This window comes from Thermosynechococcus sp. B3, from assembly GCF_030323045.1.
In the GTDB taxonomy this organism is placed as follows: Bacteria; Cyanobacteriota; Cyanobacteriia; order Thermosynechococcales; family Thermosynechococcaceae; genus Thermosynechococcus.
In genome coordinates this window covers 130103-152572 of sequence record NZ_CP097584.1, presented here as the reverse complement: position 1 = coordinate 152572, position 22470 = coordinate 130103, and the positions used below count along the sequence as shown (strand labels likewise).

25 protein-coding genes and 1 pseudogene are annotated in these 22470 nt (G+C 43.6%); 19 read left to right on the top strand and 7 right to left on the bottom strand.

The genetic code is table 11. From position 1 onward, the window contains the following. Positions 1-14: 14 nt before the first annotated feature. The gene (locus tag M0646_RS00755; protein ID WP_286626157.1) at positions 15-869 is read left to right on the top strand and encodes a hypothetical protein; all 855 of its coding nucleotides are present in this window, start codon (positions 15-17) and stop codon (positions 867-869) included. On the opposite strand, the gene M0646_RS00750 is transcribed toward M0646_RS00755, so the two are convergent. The 6 genes from M0646_RS00750 to M0646_RS00730 all read right to left on the bottom strand — a co-directional run bounded on the left by M0646_RS00750 (position 866) and on the right by M0646_RS00730 (position 5577). Continuing rightward, positions 866-1783, bottom strand: a complete 918-nt coding sequence (locus M0646_RS00750; RefSeq protein ID WP_286626156.1) for a histone deacetylase — start codon at positions 1781-1783, stop codon at positions 866-868. The genes M0646_RS00755 and M0646_RS00750 overlap by 4 nt on opposite strands. Before the next feature lie 10 nt (positions 1784-1793). Beyond that, positions 1794-2030: a DUF29 family protein gene (locus tag M0646_RS13185; RefSeq protein WP_399374057.1), complete on the bottom strand. Its 237-nt coding sequence runs from the start codon at positions 2028-2030 to the stop codon at positions 1794-1796. Between the two features lie 30 nt (positions 2031-2060). Next, complete coding sequence (locus M0646_RS00745) at positions 2061-3143, bottom strand: hypothetical protein (RefSeq protein ID WP_286649762.1); 1083 nt, start codon at positions 3141-3143, stop codon at positions 2061-2063. A 259-nt stretch (positions 3144-3402) separates the two neighbouring features. Continuing rightward, positions 3403-4410, bottom strand: a complete 1008-nt coding sequence (locus M0646_RS00740; RefSeq protein ID WP_399373867.1) for a transposase — start codon at positions 4408-4410, stop codon at positions 3403-3405. 14 nt (positions 4411-4424) lie between these two features. Continuing rightward, the gene (locus tag M0646_RS00735) at positions 4425-4745 is read right to left on the bottom strand and encodes a hypothetical protein (protein WP_286626154.1); all 321 of its coding nucleotides are present in this window, start codon (positions 4743-4745) and stop codon (positions 4425-4427) included. Between the two features lie 94 nt (positions 4746-4839). Continuing rightward, complete coding sequence (locus tag M0646_RS00730; protein WP_286626153.1) at positions 4840-5577, bottom strand: histone deacetylase; 738 nt, start codon at positions 5575-5577, stop codon at positions 4840-4842. 86 nt (positions 5578-5663) lie between these two features. Here M0646_RS00730 and pseF point away from each other — a divergent pair, with 86 nt between their 5' ends. The 18 genes and pseudogenes from pseF to M0646_RS00650 all read left to right on the top strand — a co-directional run. Beyond that, entirely contained in the window at positions 5664-6371 is a 708-nt protein-coding gene (pseF, locus tag M0646_RS00725; protein ID WP_149817234.1) for a pseudaminic acid cytidylyltransferase, read from the top strand. Positions 6372-6450: 79 nt separating this feature from the next. Next, positions 6451-7542, top strand: coding sequence for a UDP-2,4-diacetamido-2,4,6-trideoxy-beta-L-altropyranose hydrolase (pseG, locus tag M0646_RS00720; RefSeq protein WP_286626151.1), 1092 nt, complete (start codon positions 6451-6453; stop codon positions 7540-7542). Between the two features lie 25 nt (positions 7543-7567). Beyond that, positions 7568-8623, top strand: a complete 1056-nt coding sequence (pseI, locus tag M0646_RS00715) for a pseudaminic acid synthase (RefSeq protein ID WP_149817230.1) — start codon at positions 7568-7570, stop codon at positions 8621-8623. 56 nt (positions 8624-8679) lie between these two features. Then, a complete protein-coding gene (locus tag M0646_RS00710; protein ID WP_286626149.1) occupies positions 8680-9243 on the top strand; it encodes a bifunctional 2-polyprenyl-6-hydroxyphenol methylase/3-demethylubiquinol 3-O-methyltransferase UbiG in 564 nt (187 codons plus the stop codon). 14 nt (positions 9244-9257) lie between these two features. After that, on the top strand, positions 9258-10265 hold the full coding sequence (locus tag M0646_RS00705) for a transposase (protein ID WP_399374051.1): 1008 nt from the start codon (positions 9258-9260) through the stop codon (positions 10263-10265). Positions 10266-10524: 259 nt separating this feature from the next. Continuing rightward, a complete protein-coding gene (locus tag M0646_RS00700) occupies positions 10525-11607 on the top strand; it encodes a hypothetical protein (RefSeq protein WP_286649762.1) in 1083 nt (360 codons plus the stop codon). A 24-nt stretch (positions 11608-11631) separates the two neighbouring features. Next, positions 11632-11874 carry a DUF29 family protein gene (locus M0646_RS13180; protein ID WP_399374876.1) on the top strand — a complete coding sequence of 81 codons (243 nt, stop codon included), beginning with the start codon at positions 11632-11634 and terminating at the stop codon, positions 11872-11874. A 10-nt stretch (positions 11875-11884) separates the two neighbouring features. After that, positions 11885-12607: a histone deacetylase gene (locus M0646_RS00695; protein ID WP_286649761.1), complete on the top strand. Its 723-nt coding sequence runs from the start codon at positions 11885-11887 to the stop codon at positions 12605-12607. Positions 12608-12701: 94 nt separating this feature from the next. Continuing rightward, positions 12702-13022 (top strand): hypothetical protein, encoded by a 321-nt coding sequence (locus tag M0646_RS00690; protein WP_286626154.1) that lies wholly within the window; start codon positions 12702-12704, stop codon positions 13020-13022. A gap of 14 nt (positions 13023-13036) precedes the next feature. Then, on the top strand, positions 13037-14044 hold the full coding sequence (locus tag M0646_RS00685) for a transposase (RefSeq protein WP_399373867.1): 1008 nt from the start codon (positions 13037-13039) through the stop codon (positions 14042-14044). A gap of 113 nt (positions 14045-14157) precedes the next feature. Then, positions 14158-14499, top strand: coding sequence for a hypothetical protein (locus M0646_RS00680; RefSeq protein ID WP_286626147.1), 342 nt, complete (start codon positions 14158-14160; stop codon positions 14497-14499). A gap of 61 nt (positions 14500-14560) precedes the next feature. After that, on the top strand, positions 14561-16096 hold the full coding sequence (gene pseG / locus M0646_RS00675) for a UDP-2,4-diacetamido-2,4,6-trideoxy-beta-L-altropyranose hydrolase (RefSeq protein WP_286626146.1): 1536 nt from the start codon (positions 14561-14563) through the stop codon (positions 16094-16096). Beyond that, positions 16093-16818: a PIG-L deacetylase family protein gene (locus tag M0646_RS00670; RefSeq protein WP_286626144.1), complete on the top strand. Its 726-nt coding sequence runs from the start codon at positions 16093-16095 to the stop codon at positions 16816-16818. Before pseG (M0646_RS00675) ends, M0646_RS00670 begins: the two co-directional genes overlap by 4 nt. Further along, positions 16815-17534, top strand: a complete 720-nt coding sequence (locus tag M0646_RS00665) for a formyltransferase family protein (RefSeq protein ID WP_286626142.1) — start codon at positions 16815-16817, stop codon at positions 17532-17534. The genes M0646_RS00670 and M0646_RS00665 overlap by 4 nt, the downstream gene beginning before the upstream one ends. Further along, entirely contained in the window at positions 17521-18564 is a 1044-nt protein-coding gene (gene pseI / locus M0646_RS00660; protein ID WP_286626141.1) for a pseudaminic acid synthase, read from the top strand. Before M0646_RS00665 ends, pseI (M0646_RS00660) begins: the two co-directional genes overlap by 14 nt. Positions 18565-18700: 136 nt before the next feature. Continuing rightward, the gene (locus M0646_RS13175) at positions 18701-18772 is read left to right on the top strand and encodes a hypothetical protein (protein WP_399363159.1); all 72 of its coding nucleotides are present in this window, start codon (positions 18701-18703) and stop codon (positions 18770-18772) included. A gap of 16 nt (positions 18773-18788) precedes the next feature. Continuing rightward, positions 18789-18959 (top strand): hypothetical protein, encoded by a 171-nt coding sequence (locus M0646_RS00655; RefSeq protein ID WP_286626139.1) that lies wholly within the window; start codon positions 18789-18791, stop codon positions 18957-18959. A 231-nt stretch (positions 18960-19190) separates the two neighbouring features. Beyond that, positions 19191-19298 (top strand): annotated as a pseudogene (locus tag M0646_RS00650) (IS630 family transposase); the annotation flags it as partial. Between the two features lie 154 nt (positions 19299-19452). On the opposite strand, the gene M0646_RS00645 reads toward M0646_RS00650, so the two are convergent. Next, positions 19453-22461 carry a glycoside hydrolase family 38 C-terminal domain-containing protein gene (locus tag M0646_RS00645; RefSeq protein WP_286626138.1) on the bottom strand — a complete coding sequence of 1003 codons (3009 nt, stop codon included), beginning with the start codon at positions 22459-22461 and terminating at the stop codon, positions 19453-19455. Positions 22462-22470: the final 9 nt, after the last annotated feature.

The following is a 22470-nucleotide window of genomic DNA, read 5'->3' as shown; positions in this document are numbered from 1 at the left end:
TAAGGTGATCAGCAATGATAAACCTGTTAATCACTGGAACAGTCCGTAACGTTGGAAATAGTATCTTAAAAAGAGTATTAAAACTAGAAAAGAATCTAAAATCTGCTTTTGATACAAAATGGTTAATTATTGAATCGGATAGTGAAGATGACACTATTGTTGAGTTATTGAAACTAAAACAACTGGTTTCAAATTTCGAATTTATTAGTTTAGGAAGACTACAGGAAAAGATACCTCTTAGAACACAACGACTTGCTTACTGCAGAAATTTATACCTACAGAAGCTAAAAGAATCACCTAAGTATGAGAATATTGAATATATCATGGTTATTGATCTAGATGAAGTAGGTGATCAACTAACCCAAGAATCTATTTCTAGTTGCTTCGAGAGAAGCGATTGGGATGTTTGTTGTGCTTGCCAAAATGGACCCTATTATGACATTTGGGCATTGCGTCATTATTTATGGTCTCCCAATGACTGCTGGAAGAGTTACCAATTCCTAATAAACCACGGCTCTAGTAGGTATACAGCTTTAACCTCTGCTGTATATAGCCGAATGTTAAACATATCTAAATGCAAGGATTGGATAGAAGTCGATTCTGCATTTGGTGGATGTGCAATTTATAAGAAACATATTTTGCTAGATGTTTTATATTGTGGAACAAATGAAAATAACGAAGAAGTATGTGAACATGTTGAGCTTCACAGGCAAATAAAACAAAAAGGGGGACGTATTTTTATTAATCCTAGGTTTATTAATGCTAGAGTTATTGAACATTCAATTTATGCAACTCATTTGGGCTTGGTTAGGCTTTGGCTTAAGGATTTTATTAAGTCTGTAATGGCTTTATTTTTTGGACGATTTTAGAGGCGAGCAACTACCTCGACAGCACTGACTACTGATCGCCCCAAGGCATTAAGGTTGTACCCTCCCTCCAAGCCAATGACAATACAGTGAGTGATCTGCAAGCATTGGTGCATCATCCAGCCATAGTCTGCCTCCTGTAATTCAATGCTAGAAAGGGGATCATCGCGGTGGGCATCGTAGCCCGCACTGATGATGAGCACATCTGCGCCAAATTGCTGCAAAAAGGGCATGACTTGATCTTGAAAAGCAGTGCGATAGGCCGCTCCAGTGGAGCCTGTGGGCATGGGTAAGTTGAGGACGTTGTTGTGGTGCCCGCGATCGCCCCCATCCCCCGTACAGGGATAGGCAGGAAACTCATGAAGTGAACAATAGGCAATCTGAGGATGGTCTTGAACCAGTGCTTGGGTACCATTGCCGTGGTGGACATCCCAATCGAGAATTGCGACTCGTCTTATCCTTGGCAAACTGAGGGCATAGTGGGCAGCAATGGCTGCATTCGCTAGTAGGCAAAAGCCCATTCCCCGCTCCCGCAACGCATGGTGGCCGGGGGGGCGTGCCAAAACAAAAATCGGTTGCTGCCGCTGCACAGCTAAATCCACCCCATCGAGCCACGCCTGTACTGCTAACCGCGCCACGCGATCGCTCTGGTCATTGAGGTAGGTATCGGGATCTAGCCAGCCGCCCCCTTGTGCTGCAATCCGCGTTAATTGGTCTAAATACACCCGACTATGTACCTTTTCCAACCAAGGAGTTAATCCTTCTCCGACAGGTGTAGGTTCACGCCATTCTGCTGCTGGAAATGCTGCCTGTAAGTGCTGACGGATGGCCACTAACCGTTCGGGTCGCTCAAAGTGAAACTGGCGGCAGCGGTGTTCGAGGAAGCGATCGCTATAGATAAAGACAGGGGAAAACATAAGCGCTTGGTCAGGCTGGGTCGTTCCAATCGCCACTTGTATCACAAAGAAATGTTGGATCGAGCACCTGCTCCAACGTGTAGGGATAGACGTCGGGAAAGACTCGCAGAGACAGCAACGTTTCTCGCAAAGTTAAATCTACCACCACCCTTTCGAGGCCATCACTTAAGGCTTCAGCTCCCAAGCTCTGCAGACTAGGGCTCCAGCGCAAATGCCTCTGAATATTGGTAGTGTCTCCAGAAGCCACTAACACCCTAGCTGTCGAAGAAGACTAAACTCAAGAGCAATCTAGAAAATTTAGAAACTCTAAAAAAGAATCCAAGAATTTTTTTTCAGTCTCATCATTTGCTCTTCCTAGCTCATACTGATCATTTTCGCTTATATTCATTATGCAGTTTTTCTCTAAAGCTTTTAAGTAAAGAAGAAACTTTTCTCTTGTTAGATCGAATTCTTGGTTGCATATTTTTTTCAAAGCGTTAGAGCAATCACTCAAATCACGTATTGGAAAGACTCCAGGAGCATACTGATAAACATGATAGCCAAAAAATAAAACTGGTTTCTCTTGATATAACGACTCCAAAGTAACGGTTCCAGTAATAGTCGCAACACAAAGACTATTCTTGATTAAATCAAAAGAAGAACAGCGACGAGAAACTAACCTTACTCTAGGGATTCTCAAGATATCGCTGTAGAAACTTGGCTCCCTATATCTACTGGTGTTTAGGTCGTATGTCTGAGCTGGGTGCTCCCTCACATATAACCATACATCCTCTGGTCTTGAGTGAGACAGCCATTCTATCATGATTTTTTGGTTCTCAAAAAACTCGCCCATTGGAAGTGTGGAACATTCAGGTTGATAATGTAGAGGAACATAAATATACCGCTCGTTATCTAAGCAGCTGTTATTTGTAATTGTACATAAACCTTCGTAATAAGTATCAAAGCATAGGTTACCAAATCTAGGTCTATGCCTATTTACTAACTTAAAAGTTCTTTCTACTGGTTTAACAACTCTAGTTATTTTTATAATCCTAGCTATTCTTTTCAAAATCCCAGTCAATTTTAACTTGGTATATGAAAACTTAATACTAATAGTCATCAAGTATTTTAACATTTTATTTCTAATTGAATTAGGATTGATAGACTTGGTATTAATAGCCATTAAGTATGACAATATTTTATTTTTACCTAGCTGATCAAAAGTCTGCTTCATGTAAGGAGGATGCATTTGGAATTTCTGGTTACTTATAAACTCGGCAAACTGTGGCGACCAGCGACTTATGTCCACAGAATCAGGATCATTGATGTGCTTTTGGCACAAGGTATCTACCCTAGGATCTGGGATTCTCCAGTCACTCATTAGTGTATACGACTCCGAGATTCCTAGGGGGTGAACAAGGATAGTTTTTATAGACATTAGCTTGCAGAGGTAATAAATAAGTGAATAGTAAGTTTCATGGGGTACAACTCCAAAAAAGAGATTAATTTTTCTATCCCTTAAGTACCATGACCAAAATTTTAAGTGTTGATAGTATTGGTCTCTAGCTTGTGTATACGACAAGTTAAGCCATCTATAAATAATAGCAGAAGTGTTGAATCCTGCAACAAAACTTAACATTTTAAGTGACCAGTAGCTCTGGCTGCCAATCAAAGCTCCAATGCACTATTGAGCAGCGACGACTGAGTTCCAGTTGCAAATATCGCAATTTGTCTAATAGCTTCTTCCCAAAGTATTCAGGTATCTCCACCAGCTCTAAAATTAAATAGGCAATTAAAACCATATAAATCTGATTTATCACCCCGTTCAAACTCTTCGTAATCAACTTGTCTAATGATAAATGCATCTTCAGAAATTTCCATAGGTTCTCAATCGCCCACCGATGCCGATATAACTCACTCACTTCCTCATCACTCAGCTCCTTTAGATTTGTCGCTATACGAAACTCCGTTTGATTCTCGTCAAAAAATTGAACCACGCGATATCTCTCATGATTGAGCTTCATTCTCATGTTATTCTTGATACGTACAACAAATGGGCACTTCCTCTCACTTAGTCGCTCTAAAAATTGCCAGCTCGCAAACCCTCTATCCATGATTACAACAGCATTCTCAGGGATCATTTCTAGAATCTCCTCTTGAAAGCTCAGGTCATGTCTCTCCCCAAAAGAAATCACCGCTTTACCCATGATGTTCTCTGTTAAATCAAATCCCGTAAGTAACTTCACTTGATGATATTTATAGAACCAAAAGAGTTTACTCGTCAGGGTAATGATGGTTGAATCGATAGGAAACAGCGTCATGCTTGAAGTACGATGTCTCTTTTGAGCTTGAGACATCAGTTGAGTGTAAATCCCCTCAAATAAGCTGGTTGTCCGAGTTTTGTTGGCTTTGGAAAACGTGGACATATCCACTGTAATCCCTGCATGATTCAAGCGATAAAATAAGGCTCTCATACTGGTTAACCCTTGGTCGAGAACGTAGGTCAACCAGATTTTGAAGAACAATTGAGAGTTCAGCACGGGGTAGTCACAGGGGCTGAGCCGATTGAGAATGGACTTGACAAGAGTTGCAAAAGATGCCATAGTAAATTGATTTTTTCTTCTTCTTTTAAGGGAAGAATATGACATTTCTTCCCTTTTTTCTAGCCTCTCAAACTATCTTTCAACACTTCTGAAATAATAGATATTATTTCTGACTTGTACATTTCCATTGAATTTAAAATGTATCTATCTACTGGAGGTATGCTAGTAAGCAATTTTTGATTGTAAATACAGTGCTGAAGATCATCATGATCCATGATTTCAATAGTAAAGTTTACATTTGAAAAATCTTTAGTCTGCCCATGATACTTAAATGAACTAAATTGGTAAATACACAAGCAAAATCCTAGGTCAATAGCAGTTGATAGCATCTTGGCAAAGTAGGGTTGCTGTAAAACGATCGCCCTGTATGGAGTTGCCATTTCAGTTTTCCAATATTTACTCAATTTATTAATTCTATAAAGAAAAGACTAAGGAGTCAAGACCAGTTTGCCATAGGAAAACGCGAAGACTCAACTAGGGAGGATGGTTAGGAAATACTCGGAAATAGTCATTGTTGTCCGCTTGGAAAGCTCTTCGGTAGGTTGCCCCGGTTGAGCCACTGGGCAGAGGCAGATTAAGGACGTTATTGTAGTGCCCGCGATCGCCCCCATCCCCCGTATAGGGATAGGCAGGAAACTCATGGAGCGAACAATAGGCAATCTGAGGATGGTCTTGAACCAGTGCTTGGGTACCATTGCCGTGGTGGACATCCCAATCGAGAATTGCGACTCGTCTTATCCTTGGCAAACTGAGGGCATAGTGGGCAGCAATGGCTGCATTCGCTAGTAGGCAAAAGCCCATTCCCCGCTCCCGCAACGCATGGTGGCCGGGGGGGCGTGCCAAAACAAAAATCGGTTGCTGCCGCTGCACAGCTAAATCCACCCCATCGAGCCACGCCTGTACTGCTAATCGTGCCACGCGATCGCTCTGGTCATTGAGGTAGGTATCGGGATCTAGCCAGCCGCCCCCTGCTGCTGCAATCCGCGTTAATTGGTCTAAATACACGCGACTATGAACCTTTTCTAGCCAAGGTGTCAATCCTTCTCCGACAGGGGTAGGTTCTCGCCACTCAGCTCGTGGAAATGCCACCTGTAAATGTTGACGGATGGCCACTAACCGTTCGGGTCGCTCAAAGTGAAACTGGCGGCAGCGGTGTTCGAGGAAGCGATCGCTATAGATAAAGACAGGAGTTGGCACTGCTGTTGCGTCCATGCATAGAAGTTGGTATCGTAGAGCGCAGGATGGCTCATAAAGAGAACCAGTAAACTACTGACGAACTATACCGCAACCCTAACATAATGAAAGTCGCGATTATTCCTGCGCGAGGAGGAAGCAAGCGAATTCCTCGTAAAAACATCCGTAATTTCTGTGGAAAGCCAATGATTGCTTACGCGATCGCGATCGCTCAAGACTCCTGCTTATTTGATCGCATCGTTGTTTCTACTGAAGACCCAGAGATTGCTATTATTGCTTCTCAATGGGGTGCAGAGGTTCCTTTTGTGCGGCCAGCTTCCCTAGCTGACGACTATGCAGGCACCACACAAGTCATTGCTCATGGTATTCAAGTATTGCAAGAGCAGGGTTGTCATCCTGAACTAGTGTGCTGTATTTACCCCGCCGTGCCGCTGCTACAGGTTGATGATCTCAAAGCTGCCTTCGACATGCTACTTAGTTCTAATGCTTCCTATGTTTTTCCCGTAACGAACTTTCCTTCCTCCATACAGCGAGCTTTACGACGACATCCATCTGGTCAGATGGAGCCTTTTTATCCAGAGTATGAGCAAGAACGCACTCAGGATTTAGAGCCTGCTTATTATGATGCAGGTCAGTTCTACTGGGGCAGAACTGAAGCATGGCTTGCAGACATCAGTATTCATCAGCAAGGTATTGGTCTTGTCATTCCCCAGTGGCGGGTTGTGGATGTCGATACCCTTGAGGATTGGCAGCGTGCCGAACTTCTGTATAAAGTACTGTACTCTACTGAAGTGGTGCAGGATTCATGGTAGTCATTTTCTACTGGGGCTTTTCTTATCTAGGCTGTTTGAAAAACAGAACTAATACCATTGTTCAGGAAACATTATTTATATGCGAAGATTAGGTAATATTGCGATTAGGGTAGAGGCTAATTCAGAGATCGGCCTAGGACACTTACGACGTTGTTTAACCTTAGCAAAACAGTTATTTGAAGATGGCTTTTGTGTCTACATTGTTTCTCTTTCGTCAATTAGCCACGATCTTTTACAGGGTTTTCATCATATTTGCATGAGAAACATTTATAGGAATCTGGCCCAAAGTAATATATTTGCTAATAACTTTAATAAAGAATTACTTGATGCTGAATGTACATTAATAGCAATTAGAAACTTGTCAATTGATTGGGTAGTACTAGATAGCTATAATTTGGGGATTTGGTGGGAACAACGAGTTGCTGAATCTGGATATAAAATACTGGTGATTGATGATTTTCGTAATAGAGAACATTATGCAGATATAGTATTGAGTGATATTGATATCCCTTTTGATAAAAATCTGCTAAAGAAATCAACTAATTGTCATCAATTAGTAGGCTTAAGATATGCATTAATTGATTCACATTTTATTGCTGTAAAGAATAGTGATCAAGACTGTACTGTACAAGATAATAGAAAGAAAATTCTGATTTCCTATGGTGGAAGTGATCCTACAGGAGAGACAATTAAAGTGCTAAAATCAATAAAGTTGCTAATGAAAAGTCATCCTAGCTTTAAACAAGAAGTTAGTACTGATGTAGTAGTTGGTTGTTTCAATTCACAGCTAAAAACAATTAAAAAAATCAGTAAGAACTTAGATGAAGTAAAAATTCATTATGCTCCCGAGAGCTTAGCAAATCTGCTTAAGAATGCTGATATTTTTTTAACTTCGGGAGGCAACTCTATGATAGAAGGTTTATTTATGCAAAAAAAATGTTTAATTACAACAACAGCTGAAAATCAAATTCTCTCTGTTATGTGCTTACTTAAACAAAACCTTATTAACTACTTAGGTCATTACAATAAGGTAAATTCTCATATTATATGTGACTTCTTGTTAAAGGCTATAAAAAATCATTCAGGTTTTAAGATCAACCACAATCCGGTATGCGATCATCTAGGGGCTAGCCGAGTAAGCCATATGCTACAGTTAATCATGAGCAAGTAAATCCATAAAAATTTGAAGTAATAGTATGAACACATCTATTTCAATCGGTTCTAAAATTATTGGACAAAGTTATCGTCCCTTAATTATTGCCGAAATGTCTGGTAATCATCATGGTAATATAGATAGAGCATTTGCTATTGTCGATGCTGCGGCTAAAAATGGTGCAGATGCTATAAAGTTACAAACTTTTACACCTGATACTTTAACTATTGATAGCAAACGTCATGAGTTTCTTATAGATGATTCTGAGAGTCCATGGTTTGGTAAGTATCTCTGGGATTTATACTCTGAGGCTTACATGCCTTGGGAATGGCAGGAGGAGTTATTTAAATTTGCTCGCAATAAAGGTTTGGCTTGCATTAGTACTATATTCGATATTTCTTCATTAGAATTTCTCCTATCTATTGGAGTCGATGCTATAAAAATTGCATCATTTGAGCTTATTCACATCCCTCTACTGTCAGAAGCATCCTGTTGCGGTAAACCATTGCTCCTTTCTATTGGCATGGCAACATTAGATGAAATACAAAAAGCTGTAGAAACAATCAGAAAAAGAGGCTGTGAAAACTTTATTCTACTAAAATGCACTAGTGCCTATCCTTCAACTGAAAAAGATGCTAACATCTTAACAATACCAGACTTGAGAAGTCGCTATAATTGTTATGTAGGATTATCTGATCACACTTTGAGTCCTTATGCTGCGTTTGCTGCCGTTGCTCATGGAGCAGTGATGATTGAAAAGCACTTTACTTTATCCCGTTCTGAAAGAGGAGTGGATTCAAGTTTTTCAATTGAGCCCGCAGAATTACACCAGCTTCGACTAGGTACGGAGATGGTTTGGGAAAGTTTAGGCAAAGTCTGTTATGAGCCGTTATCATCAGAAAAAACTTCACTGAAAGAACGTCCCTCGATCTATGTTGTGAAATCTATTAAAAGCGGAGAAACATTTACGCATGAAAACGTCCGTATTATACGACCTTCAGGGGGATTACTACCTGAGTTCTACGACCAAGTAATCGGAAGAAAAGCTAAAGTTACGATGGAAGCAGGCACCCCTCTATCTTGGGATATAATTGACTAACTTCAGCCAACTGTTTAAGTCTTAAGAGCATAAATAATTCTCAAGAGGAAATATCGATGAACGACTATCTTCAAACAAATGCTCGTTATTGGTCAGGAACTTACAACGCTCCAAACGTAGAGAGCTTTATTTTTAGGTTTTATGGCAGAATCCTGAAGTTTGACTACGGTATTGACGGCTCAGGACATGAACGTTTACTAGATTTTGGTTGTGGACAAGGTGCTGCCTTGGCCTTTTTCGATAATTTAGGATTTGATTGTTTCGGAGTTGATATTGCGGCTAACGATATTGCCGTTGCTCGTAGCAGAATGCCACATATTGCTTCCCACTTTGCTGTCATTGATCCTAAACCTAATCCAGAGCAAATTTTCTTTGGAGGTAACTTTGATATAGTTATATCGATTCAGACCTTAGACTTTTTGTCGAATACAGATTTTGATTTAGCAATTAGGTGTCTTTATAACAATATGAAAGTTGGTTCCAAAATTTATGCTTCTATGAATGGATGGGCGCACTACTATAGAAATTACGCAACTTATGTTGGGGACGGTTTGTGGCATGTCCAATTTAAGACTGACCGTTTAGACTCAGAAGTGTTGAAAGATAGTTTGAGAGGCTAGAAAAAAGGGAAGAAATGTCATATTCTTCCCTTAAAAGAAGAAGAAAAAATCAATTTACTATGGCATCTTTTGCAACTCTTGTCAAGTCCATTCTCAATCGGCTCAGCCCCTGTGACTACCCCGTGCTGAACTCTCAATTGTTCTTCAAAATCTGGTTGACCTACGTTCTCGACCAAGGGTTAACCAGTATGAGAGCCTTATTTTATCGCTTGAATCATGCAGGGATTACAGTGGATATGTCCACGTTTTCCAAAGCCAACAAAACTCGGACAACCAGCTTATTTGAGGGGATTTACACTCAACTGATGTCTCAAGCTCAAAAGAGACATCGTACTTCAAGCATGACGCTGTTTCCTATCGATTCAACCATCATTACCCTGACCAGTAAACTCTTTTGGTTCTATAAATATCATCAAGTGAAGTTACTTACGGGATTTGATTTAACAGAGAACATCATGGGTAAAGCGGTGATTTCTTTTGGGGAGAGACATGACCTGAGCTTTCAAGAGGAGATTCTAGCAATGATCCCTGAGAACGCTGTTGTAATCATGGATAGAGGGTTTGCGAGCTGGCAATTTTTAGAGCGACTAAGTGAGAGGAAGTGCCCATTTGTTGTACGTATCAAGAATAACATGAGAATGAAGCTCAATCATGAGAGATATCGCGTGGTTCAATTTTTTGACGAGAATCAAACGGAGTTTCGTATAGCGACAAATCTAAAGGAGCTGAGTGATGAGGAAGTGAGTGAGTTATATCGGCATCGGTGGGCAATTGAGAACCTATGGAAATTTCTGAAGATGCATTTATCATTAGACAAGTTGATTACGAAGAGTTTGAACGGGGTGATAAATCAGATTTATATGGTTTTAATTGCCTATTTAATTTTAGAGCTGGTGGAGATACCTGAATACTTTGGGAAGAAGCTATTAGACAAATTGCGATATTTGCAACTGGAACTCAGTCGTCGCTGCTCAATAGTGCATTGGAGCTTTGATTGGCAGCCAGAGCTACTGGTCACTTAAAATGTTAAGTTTTGTTGCAGGATTCAACACTTCTGCTATTATTTATAGATGGCTTAACTTGTCGTATACACAAGCTAGAGACCAATACTATCAACACTTAAAATTTTGGTCATGGTACTTAAGGGATAGAAAAATTAATCTCTTTTTTGGAGTTGTACCCCATGAAACTTACTATTCACTTATTTATTACCTCTGCAAGCTAATGTCTATAAAAACTATCCTTGTTCACCCCCTAGGAATCTCGGAGTCGTATACACTAATGAGTGACTGGAGAATCCCAGATCCTAGGGTAGATACCTTGTGCCAAAAGCACATCAATGATCCTGATTCTGTGGACATAAGTCGCTGGTCGCCACAGTTTGCCGAGTTTATAAGTAACCAGAAATTCCAAATGCATCCTCCTTACATGAAGCAGACTTTTGATCAGCTAGGTAAAAATAAAATATTGTCATACTTAATGGCTATTAATACCAAGTCTATCAATCCTAATTCAATTAGAAATAAAATGTTAAAATACTTGATGACTATTAGTATTAAGTTTTCATATACCAAGTTAAAATTGACTGGGATTTTGAAAAGAATAGCTAGGATTATAAAAATAACTAGAGTTGTTAAACCAGTAGAAAGAACTTTTAAGTTAGTAAATAGGCATAGACCTAGATTTGGTAACCTATGCTTTGATACTTATTACGAAGGTTTATGTACAATTACAAATAACAGCTGCTTAGATAACGAGCGGTATATTTATGTTCCTCTACATTATCAACCTGAATGTTCCACACTTCCAATGGGCGAGTTTTTTGAGAACCAAAAAATCATGATAGAATGGCTGTCTCACTCAAGACCAGAGGATGTATGGTTATATGTGAGGGAGCACCCAGCTCAGACATACGACCTAAACACCAGTAGATATAGGGAGCCAAGTTTCTACAGCGATATCTTGAGAATCCCTAGAGTAAGGTTAGTTTCTCGTCGCTGTTCTTCTTTTGATTTAATCAAGAATAGTCTTTGTGTTGCGACTATTACTGGAACCGTTACTTTGGAGTCGTTATATCAAGAGAAACCAGTTTTATTTTTTGGCTATCATGTTTATCAGTATGCTCCTGGAGTCTTTCCAATACGTGATTTGAGTGATTGCTCTAACGCTTTGAAAAAAATATGCAACCAAGAATTCGATCTAACAAGAGAAAAGTTTCTTCTTTACTTAAAAGCTTTAGAGAAAAACTGCATAATGAATATAAGCGAAAATGATCAGTATGAGCTAGGAAGAGCAAATGATGAGACTGAAAAAAAATTCTTGGATTCTTTTTTAGAGTTTCTAAATTTTCTAGATTGCTCTTGAGTTTAGTCTTCTTCGACAGCTAGGGTGTTAGTGGCTTCTGGAGACACTACCAATATTCAGAGGCATTTGCGCTGGAGCCCTAGTCTGCAGAGCTTGGGAGCTGAAGCCTTAAGTGATGGCCTCGAAAGGGTGGTGGTAGATTTAACTTTGCGAGAAACGTTGCTGTCTCTGCGAGTCTTTCCCGACGTCTATCCCTACACGTTGGAGCAGGTGCTCGATCCAACATTTCTTTGTGATACAAGTGGCGATTGGAACGACCCAGCCTGACCAAGCGCTTATGTTTTCCCCTGTCTTTATCTATAGCGATCGCTTCCTCGAACACCGCTGCCGCCAGTTTCACTTTGAGCGACCCGAACGGTTAGTGGCCATCCGTCAGCACTTACAGGCAGCATTTCCAGCAGCAGAATGGCGTGAACCTACACCTGTCGGAGAAGGATTAACTCCTTGGTTGGAAAAGGTACATAGTCGGGTGTATTTAGACCAATTAACGCGGATTGCAGCACAAGGGGGCGGCTGGCTAGATCCCGATACCTACCTCAATGACCAGAGCGATCGCGTGGCGCGGTTAGCAGTACAGGCGTGGCTCGATGGGGTGGATTTAGCTGTGCAGCGGCAGCAACCGATTTTTGTTTTGGCACGCCCCCCCGGCCACCATGCGTTGCGGGAGCGGGGAATGGGCTTTTGCCTACTAGCGAATGCAGCCATTGCTGCCCACTATGCCCTCAGTTTGCCAAGGATAAGACGAGTCGCAATTCTCGATTGGGATGTCCACCACGGCAATGGTACCCAAGCACTGGTTCAAGACCATCCTCAGATTGCCTATTGTTCGCTCCATGAGTTTCCTGCCTATCCCTATACGGGGGATGGGGGCGATCGCGGGCACTACAATAACGTCCTTAATCTGCCTCTGCCCAGTGGCTCAACCGGGGCAACCTACCGAAGAGCTTTCCAAGCGGACAACAATGACTATTTCCGAGTATTTCCTAACCATCCTCCCTAGTTGAGTCTTCGCGTTTTCCTATGGCAAACTGGTCTTGACTCCTTAGTCTTTTCTTTATAGAATTAATAAATTGAGTAAATATTGGAAAACTGAAATGGCAACTCCATACAGGGCGATCGTTTTACAGCAACCCTACTTTGCCAAGATGCTATCAACTGCTATTGACCTAGGATTTTGCTTGTGTATTTACCAATTTAGTTCATTTAAGTATCATGGGCAGACTAAAGATTTTTCAAATGTAAACTTTACTATTGAAATCATGGATCATGATGATCTTCAGCACTGTATTTACAATCAAAAATTGCTTACTAGCATACCTCCAGTAGATAGATACATTTTAAATTCAATGGAAATGTACAAGTCAGAAATAATATCTATTATTTCAGAAGTGTTGAAAGATAGTTTGAGAGGCTAGAAAAAAGGGAAGAAATGTCATATTCTTCCCTTAAAAGAAGAAGAAAAAATCAATTTACTATGGCATCTTTTGCAACTCTTGTCAAGTCCATTCTCAATCGGCTCAGCCCCTGTGACTACCCCGTGCTGAACTCTCAATTGTTCTTCAAAATCTGGTTGACCTACGTTCTCGACCAAGGGTTAACCAGTATGAGAGCCTTATTTTATCGCTTGAATCATGCAGGGATTACAGTGGATATGTCCACGTTTTCCAAAGCCAACAAAACTCGGACAACCAGCTTATTTGAGGGGATTTACACTCAACTGATGTCTCAAGCTCAAAAGAGACATCGTACTTCAAGCATGACGCTGTTTCCTATCGATTCAACCATCATTACCCTGACGAGTAAACTCTTTTGGTTCTATAAATATCATCAAGTGAAGTTACTTACGGGATTTGATTTAACAGAGAACATCATGGGTAAAGCGGTGATTTCTTTTGGGGAGAGACATGACCTGAGCTTTCAAGAGGAGATTCTAGAAATGATCCCTGAGAATGCTGTTGTAATCATGGATAGAGGGTTTGCGAGCTGGCAATTTTTAGAGCGACTAAGTGAGAGGAAGTGCCCATTTGTTGTACGTATCAAGAATAACATGAGAATGAAGCTCAATCATGAGAGATATCGCGTGGTTCAATTTTTTGACGAGAATCAAACGGAGTTTCGTATAGCGACAAATCTAAAGGAGCTGAGTGATGAGGAAGTGAGTGAGTTATATCGGCATCGGTGGGCAATTGAGAACCTATGGAAATTTCTGAAGATGCATTTATCATTAGACAAGTTGATTACGAAGAGTTTGAACGGGGTGATAAATCAGATTTATATGGTTTTAATTGCCTATTTAATTTTAGAGCTGGTGGAGATACCTGAATACTTTGGGAAGAAGCTATTAGACAAATTGCGATATTTGCAACTGGAACTCAGTCGTCGCTGCTCGATAGTGCATTGGAGCTTTGATTGGCAGCCAGAGCTACTGGTCACTTAAAATGTTAAGTTTTGTTGCAGAATTCAACACTTCTGCTATATAGGGTTACAAGAAAATATTTAATATTGCTAGAGCCTGCCTACGAATTTGCCAGCGAGGATGCTAGGAAAAGAATGGATTTTCATGGTTATTGCCGAAACTTAAAAGCTTACGCTGACACCCTAGGATTTGAGGTCATTGAACATACTCTTTTTCCTTACTGCGGGAATCCACTCAACCCTACAGCAGTGACAATCATAAAGAAAGCAGAAGCAATCTCTTCTCGCTCTGCAACATATGATGATCAAGTACTTGTTTGCCCAAAATATAAAACAGAATTGATTAACATTGAGGGCATGCTATTCAGCCCAGAAGCACTCGTAGTTTATCCGATAATTGGCGGTATTCCTTGTTTACGAATTGAGAATGGAATTTGGGCAAGCAAGTATCCTGATTTCATGCTTGCTAAGAAGTAATTGGAAGGATCAATCTGCCATGGGAAAATGCGAAGACTTAACTAGGGAGGAGGGCTAGGAAATGCTCATTGTTTTCCGTGCCGACTCGGCAACCCACATTGGCACTGGGCACATCATGCGGTGTATGACACTGGCAACAGCGCTGCATGAGCAAGGGGCAACCTGTATTTTCATTTGTCGCAACCATCCAAACAATATCATCGCCCTTGTGCAGAAAAAGGGCTTTAGGGTCTATGAGCTGCCAAGGGGAGCTGAACCCACAACAGCCGCTGACCTAGGCGTCCCTCAAGAAGTGGATGCAGTCCAAACCAAGCAAATTATCGAAAGTCTAGAGGCAACCCCTGACTGGCTGGTGGTCGATCACTACGGCATTGACAAGGCGTGGGAGCAGCAGTTGCGTCCAGTCGTCAAGCAGATTTTTGTCATTGATGACCTTGCCAACCGTTCCCATGATTGTGATGTCTTGCTGGATCAAAACTATACACATCGCTGGGATCGCTACGTCGGCTTAGTTCCTCCGCACTGTTGCCAGTTGCTAGGGCCTGAGTACGCTCTCCTCAGACCAGAGTTCATCGCTGCCCGCGAAAAATTGGAGCGTCAAGGACGCTCACCGTTTGATCCGCGTAAGGTAATGGTCTTTTTTGGCGGGATGGATCCCCAGAACTACACAACCCAAGCTCTGCGCATCCTGCGGGAAATAGGCGACTTTGCCCCTGAAGTGGTGATTGGTGGAGCCAATCCTCACCGTGCGGAAGTGGAATCGCAAATGCAGTATTTCCCTGAAGGACAGTTGCATATTCAAACCGATGAGATGCCGGAGATCATGTTAAGATGCTCATGGTACTTGGGGTCTGGAGGTTCTATTACATGGGAGCGAATGTGTCTTGGTTTGACGGGAATTGTTGTAGTGACCTCTGATAATCAAGTAGAGTTCTGTGAGGCTTTGCATGCTGATGGTTTCGATGTTGTGATTTTTGATATCTCTAAATTAGGAGAGTTGATTAAGAAACATTTGAATTCCAGTGATTTAGATACTAAGCCAGTGGTCACAAATGTCTTAATTACCGATGGCAAAGGTAGCAAAAAAGCCGTATTAAAGATGACTCAGTTGATTGATCAGAAGCAGTTATGGTTAAGACCTGCCAGTCAAAATGATTTGATTAATTTGTTCTACTGGGCAAATGATATTACTGTTCGTCAAAATTCGTGGAACCAAGGGTTTATTACTCTAAATCAACATAACAAATGGTTTAACAACAAATTAAACAGTGGCAAGGTCAAGATATACATCCTGATGTATAACGATATACCTATTGGACAAATAAGATATGACTTCTTTAATGAAAAATGGTTGATAGATTACAGCATTACCAGTGCACTCAGAGGTTTCGGTATCGGTTCGAAACTCTTAGAACTAGGTGAACAGTATTTGTTGAAAGAACTTGGTTGTCCCTTAAGAATTTCAGCTGAGGTAAAGGAAAAGAACACTGCTTCGCTAGTTTGTTTCCAAAAGAGTGGCTATGCTATAAAGCAAAATGTGATCGAGCAATCTAGCTACTTCTCTTTTGAAAAAATAATTACAAACACTGAAAAATGACTAGTTATTTTAGAGACAGATCGGTATTAGTCGTCGCTGCCCATCCTGATGATGAAATTCTTGGCTGTGGTGGCACGATAGCTTTACATGCTGCCCACGGGGATAAAGTAACTACTCTAATCTTGGCCGAAGGCCTAACTAGTCGAAGTGCCAAGCGAGATATTCAAGAATGGGAGGAGGAACTGGGGCAACTGAAGGAAACAGCACGAAGGGCTGGGGAAGTGGTAGGGTGTAGGGATGTGCGCTTTGGTGGCTTTCCTGACAATCGGATGGACAGCGTGGACTTGCTGGATGTTGTGAAAGTAATTGAGGGAGTAATAGATGACATTCGCCCAGAAATAATCTATACTCATCACTACGGCGATCTCAATATTGATCACCGTATTACCCATGAAGCAGTTATGACAGCAGTACGCCCCTTGCCTAGTAGTTCAGTAAAGCAGATTCTGTTTTTTGAGGTACCCTCTGCCACTGGATGGAATACACCAACGGCTTTTAATACTTTTATTCCGCAGTACTTTGTGAATTTATCCGAGAAAGTGAATGATACTGAAAATGCACTTGACCTTAAATTGAGAGCATTGGACATGTATTCTAAAGAGATGCGTCAATATCCTCACTATCGCTCTATAGATGTGGTAAAGTACCTAGCCTATATTCGTGGCTCATCTGTGGGTCTTTTTAGTGCAGAAGCATTTCAGATTGGGAGGATCGTAAGATGAGCTATGACTCTATCGTGATTGTTACGAATAGAGAAAGAAATAAGTTTTTAGTTGAATCAATTTCAAAAAAAATCAAAACTAAGACACATTTAATTCAAAAAGAATCAGATTTTACCTACGATAATTTGTCTAAGCTGTCACCTCGCTGGATCTTTGTACCCCATTGGTCAAAATTAATTCCAGCAGAAATCTATGAGAATTTTCAAGTCGTCATTTTTCATATGACTGATCTTCCTTTTGGACGTGGAGGAAGTCCGCTACAGAACTTAATTATGCAAGGATTTGAAAGTACTTCTATCTCTGCTATTCAGTGTACTAAAGAATTGGATGGAGGACCAATTTACCTAAAGGAGCCACTTAGCCTTCACGGAACTGCCGATGAGATACTAATTCGTGCTAGTAGGATCATTGAGAACATGATCATCAGGATTGTAAAGGAAAATCCATCTCCTACACCCCAAATCGGAACCCCTACTTACTTCAAGCGACGCAAACCCGATGAAAGCAGAATTGATATCAGTCAAATATCATCTCTTGAAAAGCTGTACGATTTTATTCGAATGCTAGATGGTGAGGGATATCCCCCAGCTTTTTTAGAAATTGGTAATTTTCGTATTTCTTTCTGTTCACCCCACCTCCGCTATGGTTATATTGAAAGTCAAGTTAAAATTGAGCAAGTAAAGTTTCCTACATTAGATAGTGATGAGCAAAATTAGTATTAATAAACTCCAAACGGTGGTTCCCTTCATTATTGCCGAAATGTCGGGTAACCATAATCAATCTTTAGAGAGAGCGTTAGCTATTGTTGAAGCTGTAGCAAAAGCCGGTGCCCATGCCCTTAAGCTCCAGACCTACAGGGCTGATACAATCACAATCTCCTGTGAAAAACCTGATTTTTTCATTCATGACAAAACCAGTCTTTGGCAAGGGGAATATCTCTACAATCTCTACCAAAAAGCCTATACCCCTTGGGAGTGGCATGAGCCTATTTTTAGGCGCGCTCGGGAACTGGGTTTAATTGCCTTTAGCACCCCTTTTGATCTGACAGCAGTTGATTTTCTTGAAGAGTTGGATTGCCCAATCTATAAGATTGCTTCCTTTGAAAATGTGGACTTAGGACTGATCCGGCGGGTGGCCGAAACGGGCAAGCCCATCATTATGTCTACAGGGATGGCAACTCTTGCGGAACTGGATGAAGCGGTGCGAACAATTCGGGCCACGGGCAATGATCAGATTGTCTTGCTCAAATGTACTAGCACTTATCCTGCGAGTCCAACGGATTCTAACTTACGCACGATTCCCCATCTAAAGGAACTCTTTGGCTGTGAAGTGGGACTATCGGATCACACGCTGGGCATCGGTGTCGCAGTAGCGGCGGTGGCCCTAGGGGCAACGGTCATTGAAAAGCACTTTACGCTGAGTCGTGCTGAGGGCGGGGTAGATGCCGCCTTTAGTTTGGAACCCCACGAAATGAAACTGCTGGTGGAGGAAACGCAGCGGGCTTATCAAGCGCTGGGGCGGGTGCACTATGGGCCTACGGAGGCGGAGAAAAAGTCGCTGGTGTATCGCCGCTCACTGTACTTTGTCAAAGATATGGTGGCGGGGGAAGTGATTACGCCAGAGTGTATTCGTTCCATTCGCCCCGGGTATGGGTTGCCTCCTAAATACTATGAGGTACTGCTGGGCAAGCGAGTGAATCAGGCCATTGAGCGGGGTACGGCTGTTTCATGGGAGCATATTGGCTGAGTTTGTACTATCTGTTGTAGTATTGGCCATAATAAGCAAATAATATGGTTTTTTAGATGATAGATGACAGAAAGATTGCTGCATGCTGTAGATTATACCAGCTCTTTGTAACATTAGCCGTCCACAAATTGCCCAATTGCTCCATGGCAACGAGTCCACCATTACTCGCTGGCTGAACGCCTATCGCCAAGGAGGACTCCAGCAGTGATGGCACAGTTGCAGGAATGCCTACAAGACCCCACAGTTACAAGGCCATTGTGCAGTGGCTGCGACAGGAGCATCAGCTTGAGGTCGCCTACCCGACGGTGCATCGCATTGTGGGCAATGTCGTGCCTGTGTTTGCCCCCGAGGTCAATCCCATTGAGCGGTTGTGGCAACATCTGCGAGCAGCATGAGCATGGCAGTCCTTCGAGACGCTGGAAGCCCTGCGTCAAAAGCTGCAAGCTGTATTGTCACAACTGACGGCGGGGGTGATTCGTTCTTTGACGGGCTGGTCATTCATTACACAGCCTTTATTAACCCTATCTTCAAATTGAATTGGTATTAGTAGCAGGACGGTATAGACACCAGAAAGACTTCATCGCCCCAATGCTGTTTTGCAGATATTTGAATGCGGTAGGGTTTGTGATTTGAATGTGATTGAGCACGACTTTAGTGCGCTGAAGCGAGCGCGGATGTATGCAGGGTCAAACAGTTCTATTGATGAGGTGATTCGCAATTATTGTGCTGGATAATGTCTCATTCTTTATTGGAATAGCTATAAGGCAAAAAATGAGCACTCATCAATAGAGTATGGGTAGTGAACTGCCATGCAGTGAGGGATCAATTTGCTTGGCTAAGCGAGATTTGTCTCAGAATCGCCAAGAATCCTCAAGGCGCAATTGCAGGTCAAGGGTGCAGCCGAAAGGCTTGAATTTGCCACGGGCTGAGGGTTACTGAGTCTGTGTCCCCTGCGGGCGTCTCTAGGAGCGTTTGCTGCTCTTTGACTTGCCATGGAATAAACGTTGAGTGCAGCTCCAAGGTGCCCCCTTCACCAACCACTTCAGCGACTCGCAATTGCCAACCCTGTCCATCCTCCGCTTGTTTCAGGGCCAAACATTGAATGTGGGCATCCGACCAATGGAGCAGGTGAGCGTGGGGGGGTAAGGTGCCTGACAAGTTGACAGGGGCGATCGCGCTGCGGAGGGGATGATTAAACTGAGCCGCCCATTGGGAGACAGCAGCCGCTTGCCATGAGCCACTGTGGGGAAACACGCCATAACTAAAGCGGTGGTGGCGGCGATCGCTCGTCGGATCTGGCCAAGTGGGCGATCGCAACAGGGTTAATCGCAATTGATTCGCTTGGGCATCAAGGCCATGCTTGCAGTCGCTGAAAAGACTCACCCCATACTCTGGGGTACTCAGATCCACCCACGTTAAAAAGGGCACCTCCCATTTTGTTTGCTCATGGGCGCTGAGGTGGGGATTGGGAAGGGTCGGGCGCAGCGTAACGCCGCCGGGAGTTTCACAGGTGATCTGCTCAGCCCTGATTGCCAAGGGAAAAGCCGTCTTGAGGAGAATATGTTCCTCTTGCCAGTCAATCACTGTATCAATGCGCAGCCACGGGGTTTGATACTGCAACACATACTCCTGCTGCATCCGCGAGGACTGAAAGCGCCATCTGACCCGTAGTCGCTGCTCCAGTTGATGCCACGTCACCCATTCAATGGCCTCTAGGGTCGCCCCCGGCAGTCGCTGCTGCCCATAGTTGGGGTCAATGTTCCAAGCATCCCAGTATTGCCCCTGATCACGGAAAAATTGCAGTTGATTACCGCGATCGCCCAAGCAGGGACGATGATTCAACTTGTCATACAGATTGGTGATTTCCCCTGTTGCCGGATCAATTTCAACGTGGAGATAGTTATTTTCTAAGACATAGCCCAAGGGTGGGGTTGGTAGCGTATCAGGGCGCGATCGCGGGCAGAGCCACAGCAGTGTGTAGCCAATTCCCGGCACCTCAGGGGTACGAAACGTCAAGCAACCTTGGGGAGCATTCAACTGCGCTGGTAAATCGTAGTCGCCCCGTGGACAATAAACCCGCCAAGAGGAAACCTCCTCAGGGAGCTGTGCCAAGTCAATGTGGACAACCCCGGCGCGATCGCCCACCAATCCATTGAAAATCACAACGGGAATTGCCTCTTTCACCGGGGGTTCACCGCCGTCAATGGACTGGCACAGCGCTGTTTGTGCTTCCCTTAGGACTGTCTCTGTCGTGGTCAGGAGTTGCTGCCACGTTGGCGCCACCTCAGCATAGACCTCTGGAATCGAGGAGCCAGGGAGAATATCATGAAACTGGTTAAAGAGAAGTTGTTGCCAACAAGCTTTGAGTTCTTCTTTGGGGTAGGAAAAAGAAGTTGTGATTGCCGCGAGGGCACACCAGCGTTCCGCCTCTTGCAGTTGGCGTTGGGCGCGATCGTGGGCAGCCTTTTGATCGCCATGGCTGGTGTAGCAGCCGCGATGGAATTCCAAGTAGAGTTCCCCGTGCCAGACGGTTGTGGGGGGTGTTTCTTGGGTTAATTGTTCCAAATACTGCTGCACCGTTGTCCATTGCCACTGCGGCCCAATGCCACCGAGGTGTTGCCAGCGTCGCACCCGTTCTAACATGTCTGCCGTTGGTCCACCGCCATGATCGCCGACACCGGGGAGCCAGAGACTGCGCCGCGATCCCGTTTGTTGCCACCACTCTTGGGCATAGGCAGCCATTTTTACCGCATCAATGCCCTCGCCAATGGGTGCTGACATCAGGGCATTCACCGCCGCCCCCGCCACATCCCGCCAGACAAACCAACCGTGGGGAAAGCGTGTGGTGTCATTCCAGCGCAATTTTTGAGTGACAAAGTAGCGAATGCCCCCCTGAGCCAAGAAACTGGGGAGCCGTTCCGGAAAGCCAAAGGTATCGGGTAACCAAGCAATCGGGCTAATGCCACCAAAAGCCTGCTGCACGTACTGCTGCCCATGGAGAATCTGACGGGCAATGGACTCAGCATGAATGAGATTGAGTTCCGGTTCTACCCAAAGACCTGCCGCCACATCCCACCAACCCGCTGCCACGGCTTCCTGAATCCGCCCAAAAAGTTCTGGGGCATGGGTCTGCAAATAGGCATAGAGGGCGGGAGTGGAGTGGGTAAAGGTGAGTTCGGGATAGCGTTCCTTTAGCTGCAAGACGGATCGAAAAGTGGACTGTGCCACTTGCCAGGTTTCGGCGATCGGCCAAAGCCACGCCAAGTCCAGATGGGCATGGCCACACAGGTGCATGGTGAAGTCCCGCAAGGGGGTGGCGATCGCCTGCATTTTCTCGTGGATCTCCGCCAGCAACGGATCTAAGATGGGGCGCTGTCCATGACTTTCTAAAACGTCCTTCAGCAGGGGTTCAAGGGGTTGCAGGTTGAGGGTTTCACCAAAGATCGCCAAAATGTCCAACTCAGTGGCAATAAAGTCGGGATCCACTCCCGTTGGCAATTCAAACCGCAGGCCTGATCTCACCAAAGCACCGTCATCGTGGCCGGGACTCACAAGATGCAACACCACCTCCCATGCTTGGCCGGGGGTCACTGCCTCCCCTAGGCACAGACTCACCGAATGATCAAATAAATCCCCCTGATGCACCGCCTGACCATTGACATACACCGTTGCCTGATCCGCCCACCACGTGAGATCAAGGTGTAGAGTTAAACCCGCCACACTATAGCCTTGAACCGTCGCGGGTACCGTGATTCGCTGCCCCAACCAGAGGGAGTGCCGACCCTTGGGCCACGCCAAATGCCCTTTAGCATTCACTGCATAGGGGGTCGTCGCCGCATCTTTGAGCGAGGGGGAACTGAGGGGAAACCACTGGGAATGAATCTCAATGACTGCCAATGACTGCAA